The organism is Amycolatopsis vastitatis (assembly GCF_002234595.1).
Taxonomy (GTDB): Bacteria; Actinomycetota; Actinomycetes; order Mycobacteriales; family Pseudonocardiaceae; genus Amycolatopsis; species Amycolatopsis vastitatis.
Map to the genome: position 1 here is coordinate 61909 of NZ_NMUL01000040.1, position 26999 is coordinate 88907.

The 26999-nt window shown below is 71.9% G+C and carries 31 protein-coding genes; 9 read left to right on the top strand and 22 right to left on the bottom strand.

All coding sequences use genetic code 11. The annotated features are described in order from the left end of the window. The first annotated feature begins 134 nt into the window (after positions 1 to 134). On the top strand, positions 135 to 623 hold the full coding sequence (gene bldD / locus CF165_RS34440; RefSeq protein WP_003096372.1) for a transcriptional regulator BldD: 489 nt from the start codon (positions 135 to 137) through the stop codon (positions 621 to 623). Between the two features lie 121 nt (positions 624 to 744). Here the strand turns inward: bldD and nusB are convergent, their stop codons facing one another. Genes nusB through CF165_RS34455 form a run of 3 tightly spaced genes read right to left on the bottom strand, consistent with a single transcriptional unit; the run spans position 745 to position 2896 of the window. Further along, on the bottom strand, positions 745 to 1200 hold the full coding sequence (gene nusB, locus CF165_RS34445; RefSeq protein WP_086841739.1) for a transcription antitermination factor NusB: 456 nt from the start codon (positions 1198 to 1200) through the stop codon (positions 745 to 747). Next, the gene (gene efp / locus CF165_RS34450; RefSeq protein ID WP_086856368.1) at positions 1200 to 1763 is read right to left on the bottom strand and encodes an elongation factor P; all 564 of its coding nucleotides are present in this window, start codon (positions 1761 to 1763) and stop codon (positions 1200 to 1202) included. The genes nusB and efp overlap by 1 nt, the downstream gene beginning before the upstream one ends. 44 nt (positions 1764 to 1807) lie before the next feature. After that, the gene (locus CF165_RS34455) at positions 1808 to 2896 is read right to left on the bottom strand and encodes a M24 family metallopeptidase (protein WP_093951847.1); all 1089 of its coding nucleotides are present in this window, start codon (positions 2894 to 2896) and stop codon (positions 1808 to 1810) included. A gap of 91 nt (positions 2897 to 2987) precedes the next feature. On the opposite strand from CF165_RS34455, the gene CF165_RS34460 reads away from it, so the two are divergent. Beyond that, positions 2988 to 3509 (top strand): B-4DMT family transporter, encoded by a 522-nt coding sequence (locus CF165_RS34460; protein WP_093951764.1) that lies wholly within the window; start codon positions 2988 to 2990, stop codon positions 3507 to 3509. A 129-nt stretch (positions 3510 to 3638) separates the two neighbouring features. Here CF165_RS34460 and CF165_RS34465 read toward each other — a convergent pair whose 3' ends face one another. The 10 genes from CF165_RS34465 to CF165_RS34510 all read right to left on the bottom strand — a co-directional run bounded on the left by CF165_RS34465 (position 3639) and on the right by CF165_RS34510 (position 12127). Then, entirely contained in the window at positions 3639 to 5114 is a 1476-nt protein-coding gene (locus tag CF165_RS34465) for a glycoside hydrolase family protein (RefSeq protein ID WP_093951765.1), read from the bottom strand. A 184-nt stretch (positions 5115 to 5298) separates the two neighbouring features. Next, complete coding sequence (locus tag CF165_RS34470) at positions 5299 to 6213, bottom strand: GNAT family N-acetyltransferase (RefSeq protein ID WP_167441644.1); 915 nt, start codon at positions 6211 to 6213, stop codon at positions 5299 to 5301. After that, complete coding sequence (aroQ, locus tag CF165_RS34475; protein WP_093951766.1) at positions 6210 to 6641, bottom strand: type II 3-dehydroquinate dehydratase; 432 nt, start codon at positions 6639 to 6641, stop codon at positions 6210 to 6212. Before aroQ ends, CF165_RS34470 begins: the two co-directional genes overlap by 4 nt. After that, on the bottom strand, positions 6638 to 7747 hold the full coding sequence (gene aroB / locus CF165_RS34480) for a 3-dehydroquinate synthase (protein WP_093951767.1): 1110 nt from the start codon (positions 7745 to 7747) through the stop codon (positions 6638 to 6640). Before aroB ends, aroQ begins: the two co-directional genes overlap by 4 nt. A gap of 8 nt (positions 7748 to 7755) precedes the next feature. Then, positions 7756 to 8277: a shikimate kinase gene (locus CF165_RS34485; protein WP_205661046.1), complete on the bottom strand. Its 522-nt coding sequence runs from the start codon at positions 8275 to 8277 to the stop codon at positions 7756 to 7758. Beyond that, entirely contained in the window at positions 8274 to 9461 is a 1188-nt protein-coding gene (gene aroC / locus CF165_RS34490; protein ID WP_093951769.1) for a chorismate synthase, read from the bottom strand. Before aroC ends, CF165_RS34485 begins: the two co-directional genes overlap by 4 nt. 47 nt (positions 9462 to 9508) lie before the next feature. Beyond that, a complete protein-coding gene (locus CF165_RS34495) occupies positions 9509 to 10132 on the bottom strand; it encodes a prepilin peptidase (RefSeq protein ID WP_093951770.1) in 624 nt (207 codons plus the stop codon). A 468-nt stretch (positions 10133 to 10600) separates the two neighbouring features. Then, positions 10601 to 11239 carry an anti-sigma factor family protein gene (locus tag CF165_RS34500; RefSeq protein WP_093951771.1) on the bottom strand — a complete coding sequence of 213 codons (639 nt, stop codon included), beginning with the start codon at positions 11237 to 11239 and terminating at the stop codon, positions 10601 to 10603. Continuing rightward, positions 11236 to 11748 carry a sigma-70 family RNA polymerase sigma factor gene (locus CF165_RS34505; protein ID WP_093951772.1) on the bottom strand — a complete coding sequence of 171 codons (513 nt, stop codon included), beginning with the start codon at positions 11746 to 11748 and terminating at the stop codon, positions 11236 to 11238. Before CF165_RS34505 ends, CF165_RS34500 begins: the two co-directional genes overlap by 4 nt. Before the next feature lie 10 nt (positions 11749 to 11758). After that, on the bottom strand, positions 11759 to 12127 hold the full coding sequence (locus CF165_RS34510) for a hypothetical protein (protein WP_093951773.1): 369 nt from the start codon (positions 12125 to 12127) through the stop codon (positions 11759 to 11761). A gap of 105 nt (positions 12128 to 12232) precedes the next feature. Here CF165_RS34510 and CF165_RS34515 point away from each other — a divergent pair, with 105 nt between their 5' ends. After that, positions 12233 to 12670, top strand: coding sequence for a QcrA and Rieske domain-containing protein (locus tag CF165_RS34515; RefSeq protein WP_093951774.1), 438 nt, complete (start codon positions 12233 to 12235; stop codon positions 12668 to 12670). Between the two features lie 70 nt (positions 12671 to 12740). Here the strand turns inward: CF165_RS34515 and CF165_RS34520 are convergent, their stop codons facing one another. Continuing rightward, positions 12741 to 13196: a PTS sugar transporter subunit IIA gene (locus CF165_RS34520; protein WP_093951775.1), complete on the bottom strand. Its 456-nt coding sequence runs from the start codon at positions 13194 to 13196 to the stop codon at positions 12741 to 12743. Further along, on the bottom strand, positions 13193 to 13432 hold the full coding sequence (locus CF165_RS34525; RefSeq protein ID WP_167379806.1) for a PTS sugar transporter subunit IIB: 240 nt from the start codon (positions 13430 to 13432) through the stop codon (positions 13193 to 13195). The genes CF165_RS34520 and CF165_RS34525 overlap by 4 nt, the downstream gene beginning before the upstream one ends. A 243-nt stretch (positions 13433 to 13675) precedes the next feature. Here CF165_RS34525 and CF165_RS34530 point away from each other — a divergent pair, with 243 nt between their 5' ends. The 4 genes from CF165_RS34530 to CF165_RS34545 all read left to right on the top strand — a co-directional run bounded on the left by CF165_RS34530 (position 13676) and on the right by CF165_RS34545 (position 16898). Beyond that, entirely contained in the window at positions 13676 to 14464 is a 789-nt protein-coding gene (locus tag CF165_RS34530) for a GntR family transcriptional regulator (RefSeq protein WP_093951776.1), read from the top strand. Then, positions 14461 to 15696, top strand: coding sequence for a PTS transporter subunit EIIC (locus tag CF165_RS34535; protein WP_093951777.1), 1236 nt, complete (start codon positions 14461 to 14463; stop codon positions 15694 to 15696). Before CF165_RS34530 ends, CF165_RS34535 begins: the two co-directional genes overlap by 4 nt. Before the next feature lie 38 nt (positions 15697 to 15734). Continuing rightward, the gene (locus CF165_RS34540) at positions 15735 to 16001 is read left to right on the top strand and encodes an HPr family phosphocarrier protein (protein WP_093951778.1); all 267 of its coding nucleotides are present in this window, start codon (positions 15735 to 15737) and stop codon (positions 15999 to 16001) included. 81 nt (positions 16002 to 16082) lie between these two features. Next, positions 16083 to 16898 carry a serine hydrolase domain-containing protein gene (locus CF165_RS34545; protein ID WP_093951779.1) on the top strand — a complete coding sequence of 272 codons (816 nt, stop codon included), beginning with the start codon at positions 16083 to 16085 and terminating at the stop codon, positions 16896 to 16898. A gap of 187 nt (positions 16899 to 17085) precedes the next feature. Here the strand turns inward: CF165_RS34545 and CF165_RS34550 are convergent, their stop codons facing one another. Next, positions 17086 to 18018, bottom strand: coding sequence for a D-2-hydroxyacid dehydrogenase family protein (locus CF165_RS34550; RefSeq protein WP_093951780.1), 933 nt, complete (start codon positions 18016 to 18018; stop codon positions 17086 to 17088). A gap of 124 nt (positions 18019 to 18142) precedes the next feature. Here CF165_RS34550 and CF165_RS34555 point away from each other — a divergent pair, with 124 nt between their 5' ends. Both CF165_RS34555 and CF165_RS34560 read left to right on the top strand, forming a co-directional pair. Further along, positions 18143 to 18568: a hypothetical protein gene (locus CF165_RS34555; RefSeq protein WP_093951781.1), complete on the top strand. Its 426-nt coding sequence runs from the start codon at positions 18143 to 18145 to the stop codon at positions 18566 to 18568. 25 nt (positions 18569 to 18593) lie between these two features. Next, positions 18594 to 19253 carry a TetR/AcrR family transcriptional regulator gene (locus CF165_RS34560; protein WP_093951782.1) on the top strand — a complete coding sequence of 220 codons (660 nt, stop codon included), beginning with the start codon at positions 18594 to 18596 and terminating at the stop codon, positions 19251 to 19253. Between the two features lie 15 nt (positions 19254 to 19268). Here the strand turns inward: CF165_RS34560 and CF165_RS34565 are convergent, their stop codons facing one another. From CF165_RS34565 to alaS, 6 genes are all read right to left on the bottom strand, one after another. Further along, entirely contained in the window at positions 19269 to 19487 is a 219-nt protein-coding gene (locus CF165_RS34565; protein WP_093951783.1) for a hypothetical protein, read from the bottom strand. An 89-nt stretch (positions 19488 to 19576) separates the two neighbouring features. Beyond that, on the bottom strand, positions 19577 to 20836 hold the full coding sequence (locus CF165_RS34570; protein WP_093951849.1) for a GrpB family protein: 1260 nt from the start codon (positions 20834 to 20836) through the stop codon (positions 19577 to 19579). An 82-nt stretch (positions 20837 to 20918) separates the two neighbouring features. Then, positions 20919 to 21746 (bottom strand): shikimate dehydrogenase, encoded by an 828-nt coding sequence (locus tag CF165_RS34575; RefSeq protein ID WP_240521930.1) that lies wholly within the window; start codon positions 21744 to 21746, stop codon positions 20919 to 20921. Positions 21747 to 21762: 16 nt separating this feature from the next. Continuing rightward, positions 21763 to 23844, bottom strand: a complete 2082-nt coding sequence (gene mltG, locus CF165_RS34580; protein WP_093951785.1) for an endolytic transglycosylase MltG — start codon at positions 23842 to 23844, stop codon at positions 21763 to 21765. Beyond that, positions 23841 to 24275: a Holliday junction resolvase RuvX gene (ruvX, locus tag CF165_RS34585; protein WP_338023523.1), complete on the bottom strand. Its 435-nt coding sequence runs from the start codon at positions 24273 to 24275 to the stop codon at positions 23841 to 23843. Before ruvX ends, mltG begins: the two co-directional genes overlap by 4 nt. Positions 24276 to 24333: 58 nt before the next feature. Then, entirely contained in the window at positions 24334 to 26994 is a 2661-nt protein-coding gene (alaS, locus tag CF165_RS34590) for an alanine--tRNA ligase (RefSeq protein WP_093951786.1), read from the bottom strand. Between the last annotated feature and the right edge of the window lie 5 nt (positions 26995 to 26999).

Sequence of the window (26999 nt, forward strand, 5' to 3'; positions counted from 1 at the left end):
TGTGGCGTGATTCGCGGCAAGCTCCTGCTTGACCTGGTGACAACAATGCGTAACCATTACTCTGAGTATTCGACTCGAAGAGTCCCCGCCCGGTCACCCCGACCGGACGGGGGTGAAGAACGGAGAACGACCAGATGGGCGATTACGCCAAGGCGCTCGGGGCCAAGCTCCGCGGGATCCGCCAGCAGCAGGGCCTGTCCCTGCACGGGGTCGAGCAGAAGTCCGGTGGGCGCTGGAAGGCCGTCGTCGTCGGCTCGTACGAGCGTGGCGACCGTGCCGTCACCGTGCAGAAGCTGGCCGAGCTGGCCGACTTCTACGGTGTGCCGGTGGTCGAGCTGCTGCCCGAGGGCCGGGTCCCCTCCGGTGCCGAGCCCGCCACCAAGATCGTGATCAACCTGGAGCGCCTGCAGCAGCTGCCGGCCGAAAAGGTGGGCCCGCTGGCCCGCTACGCCGCAACCATCCAGAGCCAGCGCGGCGACTACAACGGCAAGGTGCTCTCGATCCGCACCGAGGACCTGCGGTCGCTGGCGATCATCTACGACATGACCCCGGGCGAGCTGACCGAGCAGCTCATCGACTGGGGCGTCCTGCCGCCGGAGGCGCGTCCTTCCAAGGAGGACTGATTCCGGGTGTTGCTGTACCGACGCAGTGAGCGTTCCCGGTGGGGCACCGGAGACGCTCACTGAATCGTCGGGGGCTCGTTCGGGGGCGAGCCCTGCCCCGCGGTCACCCGACCGGGGGGCTTTACAGAACGGCGCGGAGGCGGTCGGCGATCGTGCCGATCCGGCCCAGGACGCCGTTGACGAACCGCGGCGAGTCGTCCGTGGACAGTTCCTTCGCCAGGCCGACGGCCTCGTCGATCGCGACCGGGTCCGGCACGTCCTCGGCCCAGAGCAGCTCGTAGACCCCGACCCGCAGCACCGCGAGGTCGACCTTCGGCATCCGCTCCAGGGTCCAGCCCTGCGCGTGCTCGGCCAGCAGCTCGTCGATCTGGGTCTTCCGGCCGGTCACGCCCTCGACCAGGCTGATCGTGTAGTCCGCGATCGGGTCGACCTCGGTCGCGCCGACCCGGTCGGCCAGCAGCGTCACCGCGTCGGTGTCGCGCTGGACGGCCTCGTACAGCATCTCCACCGCGCGGCGGCGCGCCTGACGGCGGCTGATCGCGCCGCCGCGGTTCGGGTGGGGTTTCGACGTCGGCATCAGCTGGAGACGCGGCCCAGGTAACGGCCGTCGCGGGTGTCGACCTTGATCTTCTCGCCGGTGGACAGGAACAGCGGGACCTGGATCTCCGCGCCGGTCTCCAGCGTCGCCGGCTTGGTGCCGCCGGTGGAGCGGTCGCCCTGCAGGCCGGGGTCGGTGTGCTGGATGACGATCTCGACCGACGTCGGGAGCTCGACGTACAGCGGCTCGTTCTCGTGCACCGCGACCTGGACCTCGGTGTTCTCGAGCATGTAGTTGGCGTTGTCGCCGACGACCTCGGCCGGGACCGTGATCTGGTCGTAGGTGTCGCCGTCCATGAAGACGAAGTCGGCGCCGTCCTTGTACAGGTAGGTCATGTTCCGGCGGTCCACCGTGGCCGTCTCGACCTTCGTGCCCGCGTTGAACGTCTTGTCGACCACCTTGCCGGTGAGCACGTGCTTGAGCGTCGTGCGCACGAAGGCACCGCCCTTGCCCGGCTTGACGTGCTGGAACGCGGTGACGGTCCACAGCTGGCCCTCGAGGTTGAGGACGAGCCCGTTCTTCAGGTCGTTGGTGGTGGCCACGAGCTTGCAGTCTCCTGTGTCGATCTTCGGGTTCGCGGCCGCTGTCAGACGACCACGAGGTTCTTGGTGCTCAGGGTGAGGAGTTCGGGCTCCCCAGCCCGCACGACGAGCGTGTCCTCGATGCGCACGCCACCGCGCCCCGCGAGGTAGACGCCGGGCTCGACGGTGACCGCCATACCGGCGGACAGTGTACCGACGCCCGTGGCGGCGAAGCTGGGCGCCTCGTGAATCTGCAGGCCGACGCCGTGCCCGAGGCCGTGCGCGAAGTGCTCGCCGTGCCCGGCGTCCGCGATCACGGTCCGCGCCGCGGCGTCCACATCGGACACTTCGGCGCCCGGCAGGACGGCGTCGACCCCCGCCGCCTGCGCGGCGTGCACGAGGTCGTACACCTCGCGCTGCCAGTCCGCGGGCTCGCCGAGGACGAAGGTGCGCGTCATGTCGGAGTGGTAGCCGTCGACGGTCGCGCCGAAGTCCATCTTCACGAAGTCGCCGCGCTTCAGCTCGGCGTGCGTGGGCCGGTGGTGCGGGATGGCCGAGTGCGCGCCGGCGGCGATGATGGAGGCGAAGCTGGGCTCGCTCGAGCCGTGCTCCAGCATGCGGTTCTCCAGGTCACGGGCGATTTCCAGCTCGGTCCGCCCGGGCCGCAGCCCGCCGGCGGCGACGAGGTCGTCGAGCGCCCGGTCCGCGGCGGCGCACGCCTGGCGCAGCGCCTCGATCTCCGCTTCGTCCTTCACCTCGCGCAGCCGTTCGACCAGCCCCGGGGTCCGCTTCAGCGGAACTTCCTTGGCGAGGGCTTCGTAGTCCTCCACGCTCATGTGGTGGCTCTCGAAGCCGACGCGTCCGTAGGTCTTCGGGTCCTTCGCGGCCATCGCGACCAGGGCGGCGGCGCTGGCCCGGTCGACGACCTTGTCCAGATCGGGCACCTCCGCGGCCGACTGGGTGGTGTAGCGGCCGTCGGTGCAGAAGAGCGTTTTCCCCTCGCCGCCGGCGTGCAGCAGCACGGCGGCGTTCGAGCCGGTGAACCCGGTCAGGTAGCGGATGTTCAGCAGATCGGTGAGCAGGAGCGCGTCCACACCGGCTTCGGTCAGAAGCCCGCGCAGCGCGGCACGACGTCGTCCATGGGTTTCGGGCACGGGTTCCACCCTAGTGCGGGCCGGGCCGGACGTTCGTCGCGTTCCCTCGCCGGGTAAGCGACTCGCCAGTAGGCCGCCTACACTCCGCAGGATGAGCGCCTGGGTGATTCGCGGGCTCGGGATGGCGGTGCTGCACGGCGCGGCCATCACCCTCCTCGCCAAGTACGCCGTCTACCACCCGACCGAGCAGACCCCGGTGGTGGCACTGGCGCTCGCGGTGCTCGTCGGGGCAGCGGCGCTCTGGAGCGCCGTCGACGCCTGGCGCGGCCTGCCCGACCGCGGCCGGGTGTGGTTCATCTCGGCGCTGATCGCCGGCCCGGTGGCCGGAATCCTGTACGTCGTCGGCCGCGCGGTCTTCGTCGACCAGACGGGAGTGTCCGAGCTCGGCGGCGCGCTCACCGGCGGAGCGGCGTTCTCGGCCCTGCTGGTGCTGATCCCGGCCGGGCTCGGGCTGTTCGTCGGCGGGCGGATCGGGCGATCCCGGCCGGCGGACGAGGAATCGCCGCTCGACGGTCCCGCCGACCCGCCACGGCCGCGCCCCCAGCCCCGACCGCGGCCTCGCCCGCGCCCGGCACGCCGCGGTCAGCCGGCGGGCGAAGAACCCCGCGGGTAGCTTGCCTCGGCTGCGCGGCCTCGCACTCCCGTCGGCCGGGCGCCCGGCGAACCGGCCCCGCTACGGAAACCCGCCGATGACCACCCCACGCCTGCCGCTCGGCACGGCGAGCGACTCGACACGCCGGGCTCACCCCAGCGAGGCACCCCGCGGGTAAGCGTTCCACTGCGCGGCCGTCACCGGGTGCGCCGCCGAGCCGTTGGCCGCCACGATTCCGGCGTCCGGTACCCGCCACAGCCGCCGGTCGTCGAGGAGCAGCCCGAACCCGCCCGGCGCCTGGACGGCCTCCGCACCCGGCCGGAGCCGCGCCGCCACCGGGAGCACCGCCACCGCGGGCGGCGCCTTCTCCAGCAGCTCGCCGGCCAGCATCGCCGCGACCGAGCGCCGGTCGATCCGCACCCGCCGCCCGGCCCGGACCAGGTCCATCGTCCGTTCCGGCGACGGCATCGTCACGCCGTCGAACGTCGCGGCGACCCGGCCGGGGTTCCCGCAGGCCCGGCTGCCCAGCAGGTCCAGCCCGAAGTGCCGCAGATCGGTCGGCGCGCCGGCCCCGCCGAGCGTGGTCGCGCGCACGACGTCGAACGGCACCCGGTCGCACGGGTCGGCCGACGACAGCGGCGCGTGCCCGTCGGCCCGGCGCACCAGCCCCGGCCCTTCCTTCCACGGCCCCGGGATCAGCACCGGCTGGAACGGGTGCTCGGTGAAGTCCGCCGTCCAGAACGTGAGTGTCGTCCCGCCGTCGGTCTCGTGCGCGACGACGAACGCGGCGAGCGCCCCGACCCACATCAGGTCCGCGCTGAAGCCGTCGACGACCGACCGGGCGCGCGGCGCCGACGTCGACGCCACCGGCACGAACCCCCCGACGTCCAGCGCCTGCGCCCCGGACCCGAACGCCGGGTCGCGCGAGCGGAGCAGGAACTGCCCCGCGCCGTTCCAGCCCGCGGCGCGGCCGGTGGTGTCGGTGAACATCAGGTAGAACCAGCCGTCGAGGTAGACCACGGACGGCTGGCCCGCGCCGTAGACGTTCGCGCGGTGCACGTCGTGCGACGGCCCCAGGATCGGCCGGCCGCCGGCCGCGCGGGTCCAGTGCACCCCGTCGGGGCTGGTCGCGAGCCCGATGGCGTTGCCGAGCGCGTGGTCGCCCGCCGCGCCGGTGTAGTACAGGTAGTACGTCGAGCCGACCCGCAGCACGGACGGGTCGCAGGTGTGCATGCCGTCGAACTGCCCCGGCGCGCCGGAGAACACGGCCGCCGGGATCCCGCCGCCCGGCCCGGTGAAGGGCCCGTCGATCGACTGCGCCCGGGCGTAGAGGATGTCGTCGCCGGCCGGCCCGGCGCCGCCGTACTGGCTGCACCACCACATCCGGGTCTGCCCGTGGTCGAGCATCACCGACGGCCCGTAGTTGTAGACGGCGTCCGCCCCGCCGGCGGCGATCACGCCACCACTCTGCCGGGGGTCACCCGAAGCGAGCTTGACGTCGGTGGGCCGCGGTGGCTCGGCGGTCTTCCCGCCCGCGATGGCGGGCTGGTCCCCCGCCGCCTGCGGCTGGGCGTAACCCTGGGTGCAGCCCGCGACCAGAAGGCCCGCCAGGACGCTGGCGAACAAGGCACGAGCGGGTCGCCGACCCCCATGACGAAACGGGCGCACGACATCGCAGTGTAGCGATCGGCCCCCTGCCCGGGTGGCGGCGCTCCCGGTCGACGGTCGCCCGATCGTGCACCCCCGCGCTGTCGCCGTGAATGACTCATTCCTGTCGTCGGACGAGGTGAGTGAGTCAGACTCATTCACTTCATTTCCCTGTCGCGGGTCCTTCCGACGCGACCAGCTCGACCTCGAAGCCCGCGTCGTTCTCGAGGTAGGCCGCGTAGTGGGCGGGACCGCCCGCGTGGGGGTACCGGTCGGCGAACAGCGGCCGCCAGCCGTGCTCCGCCGCCCGGGCGGCCAGGTCGTCGACCTGCGCGCGGGTCGCCACGTGCAACGCCAGGTGGTTCAGGCCCGGGCGCATGCGGTCGTGCTCCGGCGCGCTCAGCGCGGGCGAAGCTTCGACGACGACGTACGTCCCGCCGAGCCGCCAGCTGACACCGGCGGCCCAGCGCTGGAACTCGCTCCAGCCGAGTTCGCCGAGCAGCCAGCCCCAGCACCGCTCGGCTTCGGCGAGGTCCGGCACCCACAGCTCGACGTGGTGCGGCCGCCCGTGGACGGCGGGCAGCGCGACCAGCACCCGGTGCAGGTCGCCGTAGTGGATCCCGCTGCCGACGTCGAGGAAACCCAAGCGCGTGGCCACCTTCCGGCTCGCGGCGTTGTTCTCGTGCACCAGCGCCCAGACGGCGGGCAGGCCGAGCGCGTGGAACCCGTGGTCCAGCACCGCCCGTGCGGCCTCCGTGGCCAGGCCCTGCCCGGCGTGCGCGGAGGCGACGTAGTAGCCCAGCTCGGGCACCTCGCCCGGCAGTTCCCACGACGGCCGCAGGTGCGCGACGCCGATGACCTCGCCGTCGCGCTCGATCACCCAGTGGCCCTGGCCGGCCGGGCCGCGGTAGGAGAGGCGCCGGTCGACCATCGCGCTCGCCGCCGCCGGGTCGGAAAAGTCCGCCGCGAAGAAGCGGCTCATCTCCGGGTCGGAGAAGACCTTCACGACGGCTTCGCGGTCGGCCTCGACCAGCTGCCGCAGCGCCAGCCGCGCCGTGGTCAGCGTCGGTGCGGTCACCCCGGGTGCGCGGCGAGCCAGCGCAGGGCGAGCGGGTAGCCGTCGACGCCGAGACCGGCGATCACCGCCGTCGCGATGTCCGAAAGCACGCTGTGGTGCCGGAACTCCTCTCGCTTGTGCACGTTCGAGATGTGCAGCTCGATCAGCGGCGCGGACAGTTGCGCCGCGGCGTCGCGCACCGCGATCGAGTAGTGCGTCCACGCGCCGGCGTTGAGGACGACCGGGTGACCACCATCGGCGGCTTCGTGCAGCCAGCCGACCATTTCGCCTTCGTGGTCGGTCTGCCGGACCTCGACCTCGATCCCCAGCTCGTCGCCGGTCTTGACGCACAGCGCCGCGAGATCGTCGTGGGTGGTCGAGCCGTAGACCGACGGTTCGCGCTTGCCGAGCCGCCCGAGGTTGGGGCCGTTGAACACGAACGCCTTCACAGCAGCACGCTCCCGCCGCCGGACGGGGCGTCCGCGGCGATCGAGGAGTACGCGGCGGCGAGCAGCGACGGGTCCGGGCCCTCGAGCCGGCCCGGCTTGCCGAGACCGTCGAGGACGACGAACCGCAGCACCCCGGACCGGGTCTTCTTGTCGCCCTTCATGGTTTCCAGCAGCTGGGGCAGCGCGTCGGCGTCGTAGGTCGTCGGCAGGCCGAGCAGCTTCAGCACGGCGGCGTGCCGCTCGGCCGTGGCGTCGTCGAGCCGCCCGGCCAGCCGCGCCAGCTCGGCGGCGAACACCAGCCCGACGCTCACGGCGGCGCCGTGCCGCCACCGGTACCGCTCGCGCCGCTCGATCGCGTGGCCGAGGGTGTGGCCGTAGTTGAGGATCTCCCGCAGGTCGGACTCGCGCAGGTCGGCGGCCACGACAGCGGCCTTCACCTGGATCGACCGCCGGACCAGCTCGGCCAGCACGTCACCGGTCGCGTCGACCGCCGCGGCGGGGTCGGCCTCGATCAGCTCGAGGATCCGCGGATCGGCGATGAAGCCCGTCTTGACGACCTCGGCCATCCCGGCGACGAGCTCGTTCGCCGGCAGCGTCTCCAGCGTCGCGAGGTCGGCGAACACCGCGCTCGGCTCGTGGAACACGCCGACGAGGTTCTTGCCCGCGTCGGTGTTGATGCCGGTCTTGCCGCCGACCGCGGCGTCGACCATGCCGAGCAGCGTGGTCGGCACGTTGACCAGCCGGACCCCGCGCATCCAGGTGCCGGCGACGAAGCCGGCGAGGTCGGTGACGGCACCGCCGCCGAGGCCGACCACGACACCGCGGCGGTCGAGCCCGATCCGGCCGAGCACCTCCCAGCAGAAGCTCGCGACGGTCAGCGCCTTGCCGTCCTCGGCGTCCGGGATCTCGACGCGGTGGGCGTCGAGCCCGGCCGCGTTCAGCTCGTCGCGGATGGCCTCGGCCGTGGTGGTCAGCGTGGGCGGGTGGATCAGCGCGATCTTCGAGGCGTCGGCCAGCTGCGCGGTGAGGTCGCCGAGCAGGCCGCGGCCGATCACGACGTCGTAGGGATGGGCGGTGTCGACGGGGATGCGCACCGGATCGGACACGGGCGGGTTCACTCCTTGGCTTCGGCGGGGGCGAGCCGCGCGGCGAGGTCCGCGACGAGCTCGGCGGGTGTCCGGTCGTCGGTGACGACCTCGACGGTGGCGACCTCGCGGTAGACGGGCAACCGCTCGTCGAGCAGTTTCTTGAAGGTGGCGCGGGGGTTCACCCCGGCCAGCAGTGGCCGCGCGCTCGAAAGGCCGGTGCGCTGCACGCCGGCCGCCAGGCCGACGTTGAGGAACACGACGGTGTGCTCGGCCAGCCGGGCACGCGTGCCCGGCGTCAGCGGCGCGCCGCCGCCGAGGGAGAGCACGCCTTCGTGCTCCGCCAGCGCCGTCGCGACCGCTTCTTCTTCCAGCGCGCGGAAGGCGGGTTCGCCGTCCTCCGCGAAGATGTCGGAGATGCTGCGCCCGGTACGCGCGACGATGTCGTCGTCGCAGTCCCGGAAGGCGACGCCGAGCGCCGCCGCCAGCAGCGGCCCGACCGTGCTCTTGCCCGAGCCCGGCGGGCCGATGATCACCGCGCGAGGACTCACCACCGCTCCTCGATGGCCTTGAGGTACGCCTCGGCGTTCCGCTTGCTCTCGGCCAGGGAGTCGCCACCGAACTTCTCCAGCGCGGCGTCGGCGAGGACGAGCGCCACGACCGACTCCAGCACGACCCCGGCCCGCGGCACCGCGCAGACGTCGGACCGCTGGTGGATGGCCACCGCGGGCTCGCCGGTCTTGACGTCCACTGTGGACAGTGCTTTGGGGACGGTCGAGATCGGCTTCATCGCGACGCGCACCCGCAGCGGCTCACCGTTGGTGATCCCGCCTTCGAGGCCGCCCGCGCGGTTGGACCGGCGGGTGACGCCGACCGGCCCGGAGCCGCGGTCGATCTCGTCGTGCGCCTGGCTGCCCCAGCGGCGCGCGGTGGTGAAGCCGTCGCCGACCTCGACGCCCTTCATCGCCTGGACGCCCATGAGCGCGCCGGCCAGCCGCGCGTCGAGCCGCCGGTCCCAGTGGACGTGGGAGCCGAGGCCCGGCGGGAGGCCGTAGGCGAGGACCTCGATCACGCCGCCGACGGTGTCGCCCGCCTTCCGCACGGCGTCGACCTCGGCGACCATCGCGTCGGTGCCTTCCTGGCTGAACGCGCGGACCGGGCTCTCGTCGATGGCGGCCAGGTCGGCCGCGACCGGCAGCGGGCCCTCGGGCGCGTCCGCGCCGCCGATCGAGACGACGTGGCTGAGGATCTCGACGTCGAGCAGCTGCTTCAGGAAGTTCCGGGCGACGGTGCCCAGCGCGGTCCGCGACGCGGTCTCCCGCGCGCTGGCCCGCTCCAGGACCGGGCGTGCCTCCTCGAAGCCGTACTTCTGCATGCCGGGCAGGTCCGCGTGGCCCGGGCGGGGCCGGGTGAGCGGTTCGTTGCGCGCGAGCCCTTCGAGCACCTGCGGGTCGACCGGGTCGGCCGCCATGACCTGCTCCCACTTGGGCCACTCGGCGTTCTCGATCTGCACCGCGACCGGGCCGCCCTGGGTGAGGCCGTGGCGCACGCCGCCGAGGAACTCGATGTGGTCGGTCTCGAAGCCCATCCGGGGACTGCGGCCGAAGCCGAGGCGGCGCCGGGCGAGCTGTTCGGTGACGTCGGCGGTGGTGACGGCGACACCGGCGGGCATGCCTTCGAGCACGGCGGCCAGCGCGGGTCCGTGCGATTCACCTGCGGTGATCCAGCGCAACATGGCTCAATCCTGTCACGGGGGCCGGTCGGGGCGGAAAGGTGTTCCGGTCACGGCGCACCCGGGAAGATCGCGCACAGCCAGGTGGCCGTGAGCAGCGCGGGACCGTGCGGCACGCGGCCGGAGCCACGCCGAACGGCCGCGATGGCGAGGGTGAAGAGCGCGGCCAGAACGGCCGCGGCCGCGAGCGCGGCCCAGCCGGCCGCGCCCAGCACGGCGCCGAGGCTGCCGGACAGCTTCACGTCACCGGCGCCGAGACTGCCCGGCGTCGCGAGGCGGACGAGCGCGTGCGCACCGCCGAACAGCACGGCACCGGCGGCCGCCCGCACGGCCGGCGACGGGCCGCCACCGCCGAGCGCGGCCGCGCCCACGGCGGCGCCGAAGAGCGGGTACGCGGGCAGGGTCAGGACGTCGGGCAGCCGGCGGTGACGCAGGTCGGCGAGGGCGAGCGGCACCGCGACGACGGTCAGCAGGACGGGCACGGGGAGCCACCAGCCCGGCCAGGCGCCGGCGACCTCGCCGGCGGTGACGGCGGCCACGCCGAGGGCGGCCAGGACGGCGTTGAGGGCCATCGGGACCGGCGCCGAGGCGCGTTTCAGCAGCGCGGCGGTGACGGGAGCGGTGGCGGCGCCGGCGGCGGCCGCGGTGGTCGTGGCGAAGATCGGCAAGGTCATGGACCCAGCCTGCTGCGGCCGGGCTGAGCAGGGCAAATGCCGGGCGTCACGAACGGACCGTTCGCTGCGTTCCGGGCCGGGTTTCACTCCTGTGGGCGACGCCACGACCGGCTGCGGGACGGCTGCTCGTGCGCCTGGAGGGTCGGTTCACGCTCCGGAATGGTCGACGTGCGTGATTGGACGGGTCGGCCAGGCACTCGCACGGGCCGACTCGCGTACCTGGACGGTCGGATCACGTACCTGGACGGTCGACTCGCGTACCTGGACGGTCGACTCGCGTACCTCGGCAGTCGGCTCGCGTGATTGGAGAGGCATCTCGCGTGATTGGAGAGGCATCTCGCGTGATTGGAGGCGCATCTCGCGTGATCAGAGGGGCATCACGCGTGATTGGAGGGGCGACACGGCGGAGGTGGTGCCGTGGGCCGGGGGTGGCTCATCCGGGACCCCCTGCGGCCCGGATGAGCCACGTCACAAGGTCAGCCGGAGCAGGGGAAGCCCGTTTCCCAGGCGGACTTCCAGCGCTGCCAGGTCCGACTGCCGCAGAGCCGTGCCGATCGAGAGGCGGGCCGTGTTCTCCGGGACCGCCTTCCACGTCGCCAGCTGCGTTTCCTCCCCGGAACGCGAGATCGCCATCAGGATGTACTCGCCGCCGCTGCGGCCGCCCGTGTAGCTGCACGTCATGTCGACCTGCGTGCCCCACGAGAACGCGGCCAGGCGGGCGTCCGCGCGGACCGGGAACTGGCCCAGCGCCGTCATTTCGGTCGACGGCGGCGGGGCGGGCGGGGTCCACGCCACGACGCCCAGTGCCACGCACGCCGACACCGCCACCGCGGCCGACACCGCCGTCACCGCGGTGCGGATCCGGCGGCCTCGCCGCACCCGCTTGAGCACCGTGGGCAGCAGGTCCTGAGGCGGCGCGCCGGCGTCGGGGACGACCGCGGGCGCGTCGACCCTGGCCAGCAGGCCGGGCAGGCCGGCCAGCTCGCGGACCGAGGCCGCGCACCGGTCGCAGGTGCGGAGGTGCTGCTCGAAGCGCTGCCGGTCCTCGGGGGCGAGCGCCCCGAGGACGTATGCCGCGTCGAACGTCGCGAACGGGTCTTCGCTCACTGGGTCACCCCCCTTTCCTCGAGTACCAGCCGCAGTGCGCGCAACGCGTAGTGCGTGCGCGACTTGACGGTCCCTTCGGCCACGCCCAGCCGGAGCGCGGCGTCCGCCACGGAATAGCCCTGGAAGTAACACAGCTGCAGCACTTCGCGGTGCCGGTCCGACAGCTCGGCCAGCGCCTCGGCGACGAGCCAGCCCTGGACCGCGCGGTCGGTGCCGTCGGCGACCGCGCGTTCCGGCGGCCGGTCGGTCATCACCTCCGACCGGGCCGAGGCGGACCGCCAGCCGTCGATCACGATCCGGCGGGCCACCGTGAACAGCCACGCCCGCGCCGAGCCCTGCGACTGGTCCAGCACCGCCGTCGAGCGCCAGGCCCGCAGCAGCGTCTCCTGGACGACGTCCTCGGCCCGGACCCGGTCCCCGGAGGTCAGCTGGAGCGCGTAGGACCACAGCGCGGCCGCGTGCTCCTCGTGCAGCGCGCGCATCAGCGCCTCTTCGGCGACGTCCTTCACCGGTGCGGACCTAGACCGTCGCGCGGCGCCGGTCCTTCACGAACAGCAGCGCCAGACCGCCCACGATGCAGACGGCCTCGGTGATCACGCCCCAGTACTCGGGCTGGCTGTTGAACTGGTCGTGGTTCCCCATGAACCCGACCGTCGCGGCGAGGACGTACGCCCCGAGCGTCACCGCCCCGAAGCCGGCCGCGCCCAGCGCGGGCAGCCAGTGCCGCCAGGCCAGGACGGCGATCGCGAGGACGAGCCCGGCGATCGCGTTGAGCAAGAACAGCGTGCCGGTGATGCCCGAGTAACCCTGCGTCCACAAGAAGTAGTGCACACCCGCCGAGCCCAGCAATGCGGCCGCCACGACGATGCGTAGAACCCAACTCACCATGATCGTTCCTCCACTCCACACCCACTCCGCTACATACACGAAACGGGGGCCGATCCGGTTCACCGCGGATTGAACCGATGGGGTGCCGATCTCGTTTAGGAGGGCATGACAGCCGAACTGCACTCCCGCCGCACCGTCTTGACCACGGGTGCCACTGTCGCCGGTGCCGCCGTCGGCGCCGTCGCGCTCACCGCCTGCGGGTCGGACTCCGCCCCCAAGTCCGGCACCGCCCAAGCACCGATCGCCGCCGGGACGCCGCTGGTCGCACTCGCCGACGTCCCGGTCGGGCAGGCGAAGGCGGCGAAGGCCCCGGACGGCTCCGACGTGATCGTGGCCCGGCCGTCCGAGTCGGCCGCCGCCGCGTTCAGCGCCGTCTGCACCCACCAGGGCTGCACGGTCGCCCCGAAGGGCGCCGACCTGGTCTGCCCGTGCCACGGCTCGGTCTTCAACGCGCTGACCGGCGAGGTCAAGCAAGGCCCGGCGAAGAAGCCGCTGCCGTCGGTGCCGGTCAAGGTCGAGAACGGGAAGGTCGTCACCGGCTGACGAGCCGCTGATGCCGGAGGGCCCTTGAGGACTTCGAGTCCACAAGGGCCCTCCGCGTGACGGATCCCGCTCAGGCGTCCCAGCCGAACAGCGGGGCACCGGCCTCGACGTCGCGGTCGGCGTCCAAACCGGACAGCACGTCCGCCGCGGCGTCCAGCGCGACGACCGGGACGATGGCCGAGTAGCCCGCCGCGGTCACCGCCTCCGGGTCCCAGCTGACGATCGGCTGGCCGGCTCGCACCTGCTCGCCCTTGACGACGTGCAGCGTGAAGCCCTCGCCCTTCTCCTTGACCGTGTCGATGCCCAGGTGGACCAGCACGGCCTTGCCGTCCTCGGTCGCCACGACGAAGGCGTGCGGGTGCAGCGTCGCGATCGTGCCGTCGACCGGCGCGACCGCGTCCGCCCGCCCGCCCGCGGGCTGCACCGCGAGGCCCGGCCCCACCATGGCCTGCGCGAACACCGGGTCGGGGACCTCGGTGATCGGCACCACGCGCCCGGCGACCGGGCTGAGCACCTCCAGGCTCACAGCAGGTCCTCGATGTCGCTGGCGATCGTGTCCGCCTCCGGCCCGACGATCACCTGCAGGGCCGACGACCCCATCTTGACCACGCCCATGGCGCCGGCCTTCTTGAGCGCCGCCTCGTCGACGAGGCTCATGTCCTCGACCTCGCAGCGCAGCCGCGTGATGCAGCCCTCGATCTCGGTGAGGTTTTCCGTTCCGCCGAGTGCGGCGAGGATCTTTTCGGGCCTGTCATCCGCCATCGCGGTCTCCTTGATCACTGTTAGTTCCCAACCTGACGCGAACCGCGTGTCCACCTGTACTACGCCGTTCGTCGGCATGCACCCCGCCGCGGGCCACGAACGGATAACGGTGGTTGACACCCGTCCGCACGGCGGAGCATCCTGCCCCATCAGATCATTGGTCTAGACCGGAACGTACCAATGTTCCGGGCCGGACGCGAGCACCGGTCCCCGGTGACCGCCAGAACGAGGAGGGTGACGCCGATGAGCGCGGCCGCGCACGTCCCGCCACCCGACCGGGTCGTCAACGGGCCCACGCCCAAGCACGCCCAGCTGCGGGAGATCCTCCGCCGCACGGTGGAGCGCGAGCTCCCGCCGGGCGCGCCGATCCCGTCGGAACGCGACCTGGCCCAGCGCTACGGCGTGTCGCGGCTCACGGTCCGGTCGGCGATCGGCAAGCTGGTCGAGGAGGGCCTGCTCGCCCGGGTCCGCGGCAAGGGCACGTTCACCGCGGCCCGGCGGATGGAGCTGCAGCTCTACCTGATGTCGTTCACCGACGACATGCGGAGGCGGGGGCTGACCCCGACGACCGAGGTGGTCTCGGCGGCCACCGAGGTGCCGCCCACCGCCTCGGCGCACGCTCTCGGCCTGGCCGAGGGTGCTCGCGCGCACCACCTGGTGCGCTTGCGCCACGCCGACGGCGTGCCACTGGCCGTCGAGCGCGGCTGGTACCACGCGGGCCGGGCTCCCGGCCTGCTCGAGCTCGACCTGACCCAGTCCATTTACGCGCAACTGGCCGAGACGTACGGTGTGCGTCCCGACCGGGCGTGGCAGACGGTCTGGGCCGAAGGCGCGGACCGCGAGACGGCCCGGCTGCTCGGCATGCGTGCCGGCAGCCCGCTGCTCGTGTTCCGGCGGGTCTCCAGCGCCAACGGCGACCCGATCGAAGACATCACGTCCTGGTACCGGGGAGATCATTACCAGGTGACCATGCAGTTGGACCGGAACACCCCGGAACCCGGTCAACCACCCCACTATGGAGGATCCAGATGAGCACCACCACCGCGGAGGGGGCGAAGAAGAGCGGCGGAGGCCTCGCCGGTCTTCAGCGCTTCGGCCGCAGCCTCATGCTCCCCATCGCCGTGCTCCCGGCGGCCGGCATCCTGGTCCGGTTCGGCCAGCCCGACATGCTCGGGGAAAAGGGCCTCGGCTGGACCAAGGTCGCCAGCGTGCTCGGCGCCGCGGGCGGCACGCTGTTCAACTGGCTGCCGCTGCTGTTCGCGGTCGGCATCGCGGTCGGCTTCGCCCGCAAGGGCGACGGCTCGACCGCCGTGGCCGCGGTCGTCGGCTTCTTCGTCTTCACCAGCGTCATCCAGGTGTTCGCCCCGCTGAGCGATGTGCCCAAGTACAAGGCGGGTGCCACCGAGCTCGCGCCGATCAACTGGCCCTACTCGGTCCTCGCCGGTGTGGTCGTCGGTATCGTTTCCGCCCTGCTGTGGCAGCGCTACCACCGCATCAAGCTGCCCGCCTACCTGGCGTTCTTCGGCGGCCGCCGGTTCGTCCCGATCATCACCGCCTTCGTGCTGCTGATCCTCGGCGTGATCTTCGGCCTGGTGTTCCACTGGGTCAACAGCGGCATCGAGGCCGTCGGCGACGCGGTCACCGCGTCCCCGGTCTGGGGTGGCGGCGTCTACGGCGCCCTGAACCGGCTGCTCATCCCGGTCGGTCTGCACCAGCTGCTGAACGTCCCGGTCTGGTTCATCTTCGACGGCGGTGACATCAACAACTTCATCGCCGGCAAGACCTCCGCGGGTGCGTTCACCACGGGCTTCTTCCCGATCTTCATGTTCGCGCTGCCCGCGGCCGCGCTGGCGATCTGGCAGACCGCGCGTCCGGCGCAGCGCAAGGTCGTCGGCGGTGTGATGATCTCCGCGGCGCTGACCTCGTTCATCACCGGTGTCACCGAGCCGATCGAGTTCTCGTTCATGTTCGTCGCGTGGCCGCTGTACCTGTTCCACGCGATCATGACCGGCACCTCGCTGGCGATCTGCAACGCGCTGGGCATCCACCAGAGCTTCAACTTCTCGGCGGGCGGGATCGACTTCCTGCTGAACCTGGGCGCCCCGGCGGCGCAGAAGCCGTGGCTGCTCGTCCCGATCGGCCTGGTCTACGCGGTGATCTACTACGTCGTGTTCCGGTTCGCGATCACCAAGTTCAACCTGCGCACGCCGGGCCGCGAGGACGACTCGATCGAGGCCGACCTCGACCGGACCGCCGCCGCGTAACATCCGTACCGACGTAAACCCGTAGGGAGAGGACGAACATGCCGGAGAAACGCGTCGCCGTGGCGAGCAAGGTGGGCCTGCACGCCAGGCCGGCCGCGCTGGTGGCGAAGGCGGCCGCGGCGCAACCCGTCGCGGTGCAGATCGCCAAGGCCGGCGGGAGCCCGGTGGCCGCCGGCAGCGTGCTCAACCTGATGACACTGGCCGCCGGCTACGGCGACGAGGTCATCATCAGCGCCGAGGGCGAGGGCGCCGAGGAGGCCGTGGAAGCGGTCGCCCAGCTGGTCGCCACCGACCTCGACGCCTGAGATACACCCCCGCGAAGGCCTCCGCACCGGCTCCCCGACAGCCGGTGCGGAGGCCTTCGCGGCGTTTCGTAGGCTGGCCCCATGGAGAGCGTGCGCCTGATCGACGAGTGGCCGGTGGACAACGCCGCGACGGCCGTGGTGGCGGCGGACGGGAGTGTCGTCGACAGCCACGGCGACACCGCGCGGAAGTTCCGGCTGGCCTCGGTCTCCAAGCCGCTGACCGCCTACGCCGCGCTCATCGCGGTCGAAGAGGGCGTCGTCGAGCTCGACACCCCGGCCGGGCCCGAGGGCTCGACCGTGCGGCACCTGCTGGCCCACACCTCCGGTCTCGCCTTCGACGCGCACAAGGCGATGGCCGCGCCCGGCACGCGGCGGCTCTACTCCAACGCCGGTTTCGAGCAGCTGGCCGACGCGCTCGCCGAGCACTCCGGAATCCCCTTCGCGCAGTACCAGGCCGAGGCGCTGTTCGGCCCGCTCGGCATGACTTCGACCGCGCTGGAAGGCTCGCCCGCGTCCGGCGCGGTGTCCACTGTGGATGACCTGGCCGCGTTCGCCGCGGAGCTGCAGGCGCCCAAGCTGCTGGACCCGGCCACCGTCGCCGAAGCGACGAACGTCGTGTTCCCCGGACTTTCCGGGGTGCTGCCCGGGTTCGGCCACCAGAAGCCCAACGACTGGGGCCTCGGCTTCGAGATCCGCGACCACAAGAGTCCCCACTGGACCGGCGCGAACAGCTCGCCGCGGACGTTCGGCCACTTCGGCCAGTCGGGCACGTTCCTCTGGGTCGACCCGGACGCGGGCGCGGCCTGCGTCGCGCTGACCGACCGCGCGTTCGGCCCGTGGGCCGCCGAGGTCTGGCCGCGCTACACCGACGCCGTGCTGGCGGATCTGCGGTCGTGAGTGAGAAACAGTGTGCTAACCCTGTTTCTCACTCACGACCAGCCGCAGCGGGCCGTTCAGCCGAACGGACCCTGCCGGCAGGGTCCAAAGACCCTGCCGTCGCGCGGGTCGGGGTGGTGTCATCTAAGGGTGCAGGCCCGCCGCCGGGCTGGTGCGGGGACCTCGAGCCCCGGCGGGCCGCACACCTTCACTCCATGAGGCGGATCGGCTTTCCCGCCTGGTAGGCGGCGATGTCCTCGACCGCGTCGCCGTAGAAGATCTCGTACGTCTCCCGGGCGACGAACCCGATGTGCGGCGTCAGGACCGCGTTGTCGAGTGTCCTCAATGGATGGTCGGCGGGGAACGGCTCGGTGTCGTAGACGTCGAGCGCCGCGGCGCGGATCTCCTTGCGCCGCAACGCGTCCACCAACGCGTCCTCGTCGACGATCGGGCCGCGCGAGGTGTTCACCAGCAACGCGGTGGGCTTCATCGCGGCGAGCTCGGCCGCCCCGACCAGGCCCCGCGTGCGCTCGCTCAGCACCAGGTGGATCGAGAGCACGTCGGAGCGGGCGAACAGCTCCTCCTTGGACACCGCGGTGACGCCGTGCGGGTCCGCCTTCTCCTGCGTCAGGTTCTGGCTCCACGCGATGGTCTCCATGCCGAAGACCTGCCCGATCTTCGCCGCGCCCGCGCCGAGCCTGCCGAGGCCGAGCAGGCCGAGCGTCTTGCCGTGCAGCATGGTGCCGACGGTCGTCTGCCAGCCGCCCTCGCGCATGGACCGGAACTCCTGCGGCAGGTTCCGCGACGCGGCGAGGATCAGCGCCCAGGTGTGCTCGGCGGTCGGCTCCCCGATGTAGCCGGTGGCCGACACGACGACGCCGTTGCGCCGCGCGGCCGCGACGTCGATGGCCGCGTTCCGCTTGCCGGTGCTGACCAGCAGCTTCAGGTCGGGCAGCCGGTCGAGCACCTCGGCCGGGAAGCGGGTGCGCTCGCGCATCGCGACGATCGCCTCGAAGCCCTGCAGCTGCCGGACGACGTCGTCCAGGGGCTGGGTGAAGACCGTGATGTCGGCCTTGAGCGACTCCCAGTCGCCGAAGGTGAGGGCGACGTTCTGGTAGTCGTCGAGAATCGCGATCCGCATGGCCTCACCGTAGCCAGCCCCGGCCGCCCCCGCGGACCAGGGGCAACGTGACACCCAGCACTCTTGAACACGTTCAGAAACCGGGCTACCGTCATCCTGAACACGTTCAAAACTTGGAGGAACCATGGATCCCGTCGTCGTCGCCTACGCGCTCTACCTGCTCATCAGCGTCCCGTTGACCGTGCTCGTGGCCCGGACGCTGAGCAAGCACGGCCGCCCCTTCCTCACCGAGGTCTTCGCCGACAGCCCCGGCCTCGCCAACGCCGTCAACCAGCTCCTGGTCGTCGGCTTCTACCTGATCAGCCTCGGTTTCGTGACGCTGTTCCTGACCAGCAGCGCCCAGGTGCCCACCGCGCGGGAGGTGTTCGAGCTGCTCTCGGTGAAGGTCGGCACGGTCGCGCTCATCCTCGGCGGCATGCACCTGACGAACGTGCTGGTCTTCAACGGCATCCGGCGCCGTCACCTGGCCCCGAAGCCCCGATCGGTCCCGATGGCACAGCCGGTTCCGATGCCCTACGCCGGCCAGGTCCCGCCCTACCCCGCGCCCTGACTCCCCCGGCGCTAACGTGCTGTGCGTGGCCAAGAGCGAGGAAACGCGGTCCCTGATCGTCACGACCGCGATGCGGCTGTTCACCGAGAACGGCTACGACCGCACGACGATGCGGGCGATCGCCGCGGAAGCGGGCGTCTCCGTCGGGAACGCGTACTACTACTTCTCTTCGAAGGAACAGCTGGTCCAGGGCTTCTACGACGAGATCGCCCGGCAGCACCAGGCCGCGGCCCGGCCACTGCTGGAGAGCGAGACCGGCTTCGCGGCGCGCCTGCGGGCGGTGCTGCTGTGCTGGCTCGACATCGCCGAGCCCTACCACCGGTTCGGCACGCAGTTCTTCGTCAACGCGGCCGACCCGGAGTCGCCGCTGAGCCCGTTCAGCGACGACTCCTCGGCCGCCCGCAAAGCCTCGATCGGCCTCATGCGCGAGGTCGTCAACGGCTCCGACGTCAAGCTCGACCCGGAACTGCGGGACCAGCTGCCGGAGCTGCTCTGGCTCGGTCAGATGGGCGTGGTGCTGTTCTGGGTGCACGACCGCTCGCCCGGCACGAAACGCAGCCGGATGCTGGTCGAGCGCAGCGTCCCCCTGATCACCCGGCTGGCCGCGCTCTCCCGGCTGCGGATGTTCCGCCCGGTCAGCCGTGAGGTCGTCGACCTCATCCGCGAGCTGGCCAAGCGGGACTGACCGGACGCCTGATCGCTATTCTTCCTTACGGGAAATCACTTCGGTGGCACCGTTCTTGCTGAACGCGGCCCACAGGTTGAAGGCGATGATCGCCACCCCGGCAATCAGCCACAGCCAGATGAAACCCCCGGACGAATTCCGGCCGTTGACGAATCCGAAGACGAGGACGGCCACCCCGAAAATCGCGCCGAAAACGGCTACGGGTTTCGACGGCTTCACGTTGAAGGACGACATCCACCCACCCCTGTTCAGTGAAAGTCAGGACTGCGAAAGGGTTCCCGGGATCACCCGGCCTCAAACCGTCCCGCTGCCCGGCGCAGAGGTCATGCTCGATCCGGCCGAGCGGGACTGACCGCCCGGAAGTACAGGAACCGCGGTTTGCTGCGCAGGTTCGCCGCCCACTTCGGGTCGGCCTCGTCGGCCTCCGGCACCGGCATCGGCTCGGCCAGGCGGTCGACCTCGAACCCGGCGTCGCGCACCGCCTGGAACGTCCGACTCAGCGGACGCCGGTAGAAGCGCACGTGCTGACCGGGCGGGAACTCGTCTTCCAGCAGCTCGACCTCGAAGTAGTTCTCCTTGCCGAACCACCGCCAGTCCTCGCCCGGGTGGTGCACCGAAAACACCAGCAGCCCACCGGGTTTCAGGACCCGGCGGAACTCCGCCAGCGCCGGCTCCCAGTCCTTCAGGTAGTGCAGCACGAGCGACGCCGTGACCACGTCGATCGAGCCGGCCTCGACGTCGAGCGGGCGGGTGATGTCCGCCTGCTCGAACCGCGCGACGTCCCCGAACTTCCGCCGCGCGACGGCGACCATGCCGGCGCTCGCGTCGACGCCGAGGACGTCCGCGCCCCGCCCGGCCAGCAGCGCGCTCAGGTGCCCCGCCGCGCAACCGGCGTCGAGCACGCGCTTGCCCTCCACGTCCCCGGCCAGGTCCACGATCGCGGGCCGGTCGTAGAGGGCGTTGGTGACGGACTTCTCCGCGTGCTCGGCGTAGGCCTCGCTGAACGCGTCGTACTGCCCGGCCCGGGCGCGGCCGAGGATCTCTTCGATCACCTCCGTCTTGGCGTCGGCGTAGTTCTGGATGTACTTCCACGTCTTCGCGGCCAGCGCCCGCTTCTTCGCCGCGTAGAGGTCACGCTCCTCCGGGTGCGCCCGCATCCGGTCGCGCAGGAGCCGGTAGCGCTCGGTCTGGCCGTTTCCGGGCGAGTACACGTGCAGGTTGATGTTCGTGTCCGGGCCTTTGAAGCAGCGGTGCTTCTCCCAGTCCGGCTCACGGATCGTCAGCCGGTAGCCCGCGGCCTCCAGCGCCGGGACGTAGGCGTCCTCGTCGTCGGAATCCGGCACCACCAGGAGGATGTCGATGATCGGCTTGGCGCACAGGCCCGGCACCGACGTCGACCCGACGTGCTCGAAGACGAGCACCCGCTCCCCCAGCACACCCCGGATCCGCTCGGCTTCGCGCTCGAAGAGCTTCGGCCACTCCGGGTCGTAGTCGGCGAGGGTGACCGTGGAGTTGAGCTTCGGTGCCTCGCCGACCCACGCCGAGGCGATCTCGTCGTCGTTCAGCGCTTCTTGACTGGTCATCTCGGTGAAGACCCCCTTCATTTGGGCAGTCCGCCAGAATATCGAATCCGGCGATCCGCGCGAAGGGTTTTCGCAGGCGTTGTCAGTCGATCGGCAACGGCAGCAGGTTGCCCGTCGCCGCGCGCAGGGCGTCCCGCATCGCCGCGCGTGGGGCGGGGCGGCCGGTGAAGTGCTCGGTCTGGCCGAAAGCCTGGTGCAGCAGCATGTCCAGCCCGGTCGCGAGCCGGCCGCCGCGCGCCGCGACCGCTTCGGCGAGGGGTGTCGGCCACGGGTGGTAGATGACGTCGAGGACGTGCGCGACCGACGCCAGGTCGGCCACGTGCGGCACGATCGCGTCCGGCGGGACGGTGTTCACCAGCACCGCCGCGGAACCCAGCGCCGCGAAGTCCGTATCGGCCCAGCGCAGGACGTCGACGTCGAGCGAAGCCCGCTTCGCCGCGTCGAGCGTTTCCGCCGCCCGGGCGGGTTCCCGGACGACCAGGCGCACCTGCCGCACCCCCAGCGCCGCGAGCCCGACGACGGCCGCGGCCGCGGTGCCGCCCGCGCCGAGCACGACCGCGGTGTCGGACGGCGACGGCTCGTACCCGCCCGCTGCGCGCAAGGCCCCGGTGACGCCGTCGACGTCGGTGCAGTCCGCGAGCCAGCCGGCGGCGGTGCGGACCAGGGTGTTGGCCGCGCCGACGGCCGCCGCGCGCGGCGTCACCTCGTCCGCGTGGTCCAGCGCCGCACGCTTGCCCGGCATGGTGACCGACAGCCCGGCCCACTCGGGGCCGAGACCGCCGACCAGCGCCGGGAGCTCCTCGGCGCTCGTCTCGATCCGCTCGTACGTCCAGCCGGTCAGGCCGAGCGCGGCGAACGCGGCGCCGTGGAGCACCGGTGACAGCGAGTGCGCCACCGGCTTGCCGAGCACAGCGGCGCGGCGCGGCTCAGAAGACACCCTTCGCCCTGGCTTCCGCGACGTTCTTGTTGTGGTCGCCCAAGTTGACCGCGAAGCAGGACAGGCCGTTCTTCTCGCACTTGACGACGTACAACCATTCCCCCGCCGGCGGGTGCACCGCCGCCTGGATGGCGTCGGGGCTCGGGACCGAGATCGGGGTCGGGGGCAGACCGGTGACCCGGTACGTGTTGTACACGCCGGACTTCGCGCGGTCGTCGTCGTTGGTCGCCAGCGTCGGCCGGTCCAGCACGTAGTTGACCGTCGAGTCCATCTGCAGCCGCATGTTGATCGCCAGCCGGTTGTAGATCACCCGCGAGAGCTTGCCGAAGTCGACCTTCACGGCTTCGCGTTCGATGATCGAGGCGATGATCAGCGTCTGGTACGGCGTCATGCCGGGACCGGTCGACTGCGGGCTGAGCCCGGAGTTCTGGAGCGCTTCGGCCGAGGTCTTCACCAGCTGGGTGATGATCTCCTGCGGGCTGGCCCCCGGCCGGACGTCGTAGACGCCCGGGGCGATCAGGCCCTCGAGCCTGCGGTCCTTGCGGTCGGTCTTGTTCGCGGGCTCGATCGCCCAGTCCGGCACGCCGAGCACCTTCAGGTCGGCCCCGTCGACGACCTTGCGCAGGTCGTCGGTCGAGACGCAGGTGCTCTTGCCGTTGAGCTGGGCGCACGAGGCCTTCGCCATCAGGCTGTACACGCCGGGCGTGACCTTGCCGTCGGGCTGGGTGATGTCGTCGAACTGCGTGTACGGCCGGATCTCCAGCTGCCCGACCCTCGCCTCCGGCGCCACGATGCGCTCCACCGCGCTGGCCCCGGACATGTGCGACTTCATCACGTAGAAGCCGTGCTGGATCTTGGCCAGCTTCGGGTTGTCCTCGCCCGCCTTCACGAACGCCTTGCCGCTGGCGACGACGCCCGCCGTGGCGAGCTTCGCGCCGATCGCCGACGTCGAGTCGCCGTCGTCGACCTGGAACAGCACGTCCCCGTCGCCGGCGCCTTCGAAGTCGGCGTAGCCGAAGATCTTGTTGAAGCCGTAGTAGGCGCCGCCGGCGAGCAGCACGATCACCACGAGCGCGGCGACCCAGCCGAGGGCGCGCTTGCCCTTCTTCTTCCGCGGCTTCTCCGGCTCGTCCTCGTAGTCGTCGTCGTACTCGGCTTCGTCGTAGTCCGCGTACTCGTCGTCGTACTCGTCATAAGCGGCGTCGTCGGCGTATTCGTCGTCCTCGGCGAAGAGCTCGGGCTCCTCACGCGGCGGACGCGGGGGCTCCGCCGGAGGCGGGGGCGCCAGCGCGGGTATGACGTCGGTCGCCGGTTCCTCGCGCACCGGCGGGGGCGGTGGACGGCGTCGCCGCGGGGGCTCGGCACCGGGTTCGGGCATGACGGCAGAGCGGTCACCCGGCTGGACGGACCGCCGCGCGGGCGGCGGGGGTTCCGGGGCCCCGCGGCGGGGATCGACGTCGGGCTCGAGTGCCGCGCGACGCGACCGCGGCTCGGCGGCCTCGGCCGGGTCGGGGGCGGCCCGGCGACGGCCCCGCGGCGGCTCGGCGGCCTCCATCGGCTCGGGGACCGGGCCTCGCCGGCCCGGCTGCGGTTCGGGCTCGGCGCGGCGCCGCCGCGAAGGTGGCGGCTCGACCGGTTCCGCGGCGGCGCGCCGCCGGGGTGGCCGGCTCGCGGCCTCGCCGGGCTCCGGGGCCGCCCGACGGCGCCGGGCGGCCGGGGGCTCGATCTCGGAGCCCTCATCGAGGCCGTGCCGGGCACGCGCGGCCCGGGCGGGGGCGGCCTGCTGGGCCTGCGGGTCGAACTCGTCGTCGGCCGGGGGCAGCGTGCCGGTCGGCTCGAGCCGGCGGCGGCGGCCGCCCGCCGGGTCGTAGCCCGGCTCGGGCCGCGCCCGGCGCGACGGCTGCGGCAGCTCGTGCTGGCCGCTGTGCCGGGACGGCGGAAGTTCCTGGTAACCGCTCGCACGGGGGTCGCGCGGGTCGACGCGGCGCGGCGCGGGCCGGGACGGCGGCGGGGTGGCCTCGTCCGGTTCGCGCAGGCGACGACGCCCACGCTCGGGTGGCTGCTCGTTCATCGGTCTCCCTCCCGGGCGCGGTGCGCAGCGGCGGCGTCGATCCAGGCCTGCAGGATCTCGACGGCGGCGGCCTGGTCGACCACCGCGCGCTGCTTGCGGCCCTTGACCCCGCGCTGGGAGAGGATGCGGGATGCGGTGACCGTGGTCAGCCGCTCGTCGCCCAGCCGGACCGGCACGGGCGCTATCCGCCCGGCCAGGCGTTCAGAATACGCGATGGCCAGCTCGGCCGCCGGTCCCTGGCGGTTGGCGAGCGTTCTCGGCAGGCCCACGATCACCTCGACCACCTCGTGTTCGGTGACGAGAGCGGCCAGCTGGTCCAGATCTCTGTCGTCGGTCGCATCGCGGGAGAGGGTAACCAATGGCGAAGCCAGCACGGGGGCCGGATCGCTCAGCGCCACTCCGACCCGGACGGATCCGACATCCACCCCCAGCCGACGGCCGCGCCCCGGATCGTCCTTGCCTGGCCGATCCGGGCCGCGGTTTCCGCGGTTAACCAACGCCGGCAATCGCCGAGCGCAGGGCCGTGACCGCCTCGGCCGCGCCGGCCGGGTTCGTGCCACCGCCCTGGGCCATGTCGGGCTTGCCGCCACCCCGGCCGCCGATCTTCTCGGCGAACGAAGGCACGAGCTTGCCCGCGGCGATGCCCTTCTCCTGGGCCGCCTTGGTCGTCGCGACGACGAAGCTCAGCTTCTCGCCGGCCGGCGAGAACAGCGCCACGACCCCCGGCCGCGAGCCGAGCCGGCCGCGGATGTCCGAGGCCAGCGCGCGCAGGCCGTTGCCGTCGACGTCGGGCACGACCTCGGCCACGACGGTGACGCCGCCGATGTTCTGCGCCTTGTCGACCAGCGCGCCCGCCGACCCCAGCACCTGCTGGGTCTTGAGCTGCGCGATCTCCTTCTCGGCGTTCTTCAGCCGGGTCAGGACGTCCTCGATGCGGCCCGGCAGCTGGTCGGACGGCACCTTGAAGGTGTTCGCCAGCTGCGAGACCAGCAACTGCTCCTTGCGGACGTACTTCAGCGCGTCGCCGCCGACGAGCGCCTCGACGCGGTGCACGCCCGAGCCGATGGAGGCGTCGGAGACCAGCTTGACCAGGCCGAGCTGGCCGATCCGGTCGACGTGCGTGCCGCCGCAGAGCTCGCGGGAGTACTCGCCCATGTCGACCACGCGGACGTCGTTGCCGTACTTCTCGCCGAACAGCGCGACCGCGCCCAGCTCGAGGGCCTTGTCCTTGGTCGTGGTGTAGCTCTGCACCTCGACGTTGGTCTGGAGGTAGTCGTTGACCTCCTCCTCGACCTCGGTCAGCACGTCCGAGGACACCGAGCCGGGCGTGGTGAAGTCGAACCGCATGCGGCCCGGCGAGTTCAGCGAACCCGCCTGCGCCGCGCGCTTGCCGTAGGCGCCGCGGACGGCGGCGTGCACCAGGTGCGTCGCGGAGTGCGAACGCTCGATGGAGAGCCGGCGGTGCGCGTCGACCGAACCGGTGAGCTTGGTGTCCAGGCCGACCTCGCCGTCGGTGACCTCGACGCGGTGCACGAACAGGCCGGGGACGATCTTCTGGACGTCCAGGACCTTCAGCTCGACACCGTCGCCGAGCAGCACACCGGTGTCGGCGACCTGGCCACCGCTCTCGGCGTAGAACGGCGTCCGGTCGAGGACCAGCTCGGCCTTCTTGCCCGCGGAGACGCTGCGGACCGGCTGCCCGTCTTCGAGCAGCGCGACGACCTTCGCCTCGGCCTGCAGGTCGGTGTAGCCGAGGAACTCGGTCTCGCCGTGCTGCTCCAGGACCTTCCGGTACTCGGAGAGGTCGCCGTGGCCGGTCTTGCGGGCCGCCGCGTCCGCCTTCGCGCGGGTCCGCTGCTCGTTCATGAGCGTGCGGAAGCCGTCCTCGTCGACGGTCAGGCCCTGCTCGGCCGCCATCTCGAGGGTCAGGTCGATCGGGAAGCCGTAGGTGTCGTGCAGCTGGAACGCCTTGTCACCGGCCAGCACGTCACCGCCGCCGCGCTTGGTCTCCTCGGCCGCCATGTCGAAGATGCGCGAACCGCTCGTCAGGGTCGAGAGGAACGCCTCCTCCTCGATCCGGACGACCTCGTTGATGCGGTCGAAGCCGTCGACCAGCTCGGGGTAGGTCGGGCCCATGGTGTCGCGCACGACCTTCGCGAACTCCTGCAGCACCGGCTCCTGCACGCCCAGCAGGCGGGTGGAGCGGACGATGCGGCGCAGGAGCCGGCGCAGCACGTAACCGCGGCCGTCGTTGCCCGGGGTGACGCCGTCGCCGATCAGCAGGACGCCGGTGCGGGCGTGGTCGGCGATCACGCGGAAGCGGACGTCGTCGGCGTGGTTCGAGCCGTAGCGGCGGCCGGAGAACTCCTCCGCGCGGCCGATCACCGGCCGCACGAGGTCCGTCTCGTAGACGTTCTCGACGCCCTGAAGGATCGTCGCGACGCGCTCGACGCCCATGCCGGTGTCGATGTTCTTCGCGGGCAGCTCGCCGAGGATCGGGAAGTCCTTCTTGCCGCTGCCCTCACCCCGGATGTTCTGCATGAACACGAGGTTCCAGATCTCGATGTAGCGGTCCTCGTCGACGACCGGGCCGCCCTCGCGGCCGTATTCCGGCCCGCGGTCGTAGTAGATCTCCGAGCACGGGCCGCACGGGCCCGGGATGCCCATCGACCAGAAGTTGTCGACCATGTCGCGCGCCTGGATGCGCTCGCCGGGCAGGCCGGTGAGCTTGCGCCACAGGCCCGCGGCTTCGGAGTCGTCCTCGTAGACCGTCGCCCAGATCCGGTCCGGGTCGAGGCCGAAGCCGCCTTCGCTCTGGGGCTTGGTGATCAGCTCCCAGGCGTACTCGATGGCGCCTTCCTTGAAGTAGTCGCCGAAGGAGAAGTTGCCGGCCATCTGGAAGAACGTGTTGTGCCGGGTGGTCTTGCCGACCTCGTCGATGTCCGGCGTGCGCACGCACTTCTGCACGGAGGTCGCGCGCGGGTACGGCGGCGGCGCCTCACCGAGGAAGTACGGCTTGAACTGCACCATGCCGGCGTTGACGAACAGCAGGTTCGGGTCGTCGAGGATCAGCGGCGCGCTGGGCACGCGCGTGTGCCCCTTGCCCTCGAAATGGCGCAGGAAACGATCGGTGATTTCGTGTGTGTCCACGGGTC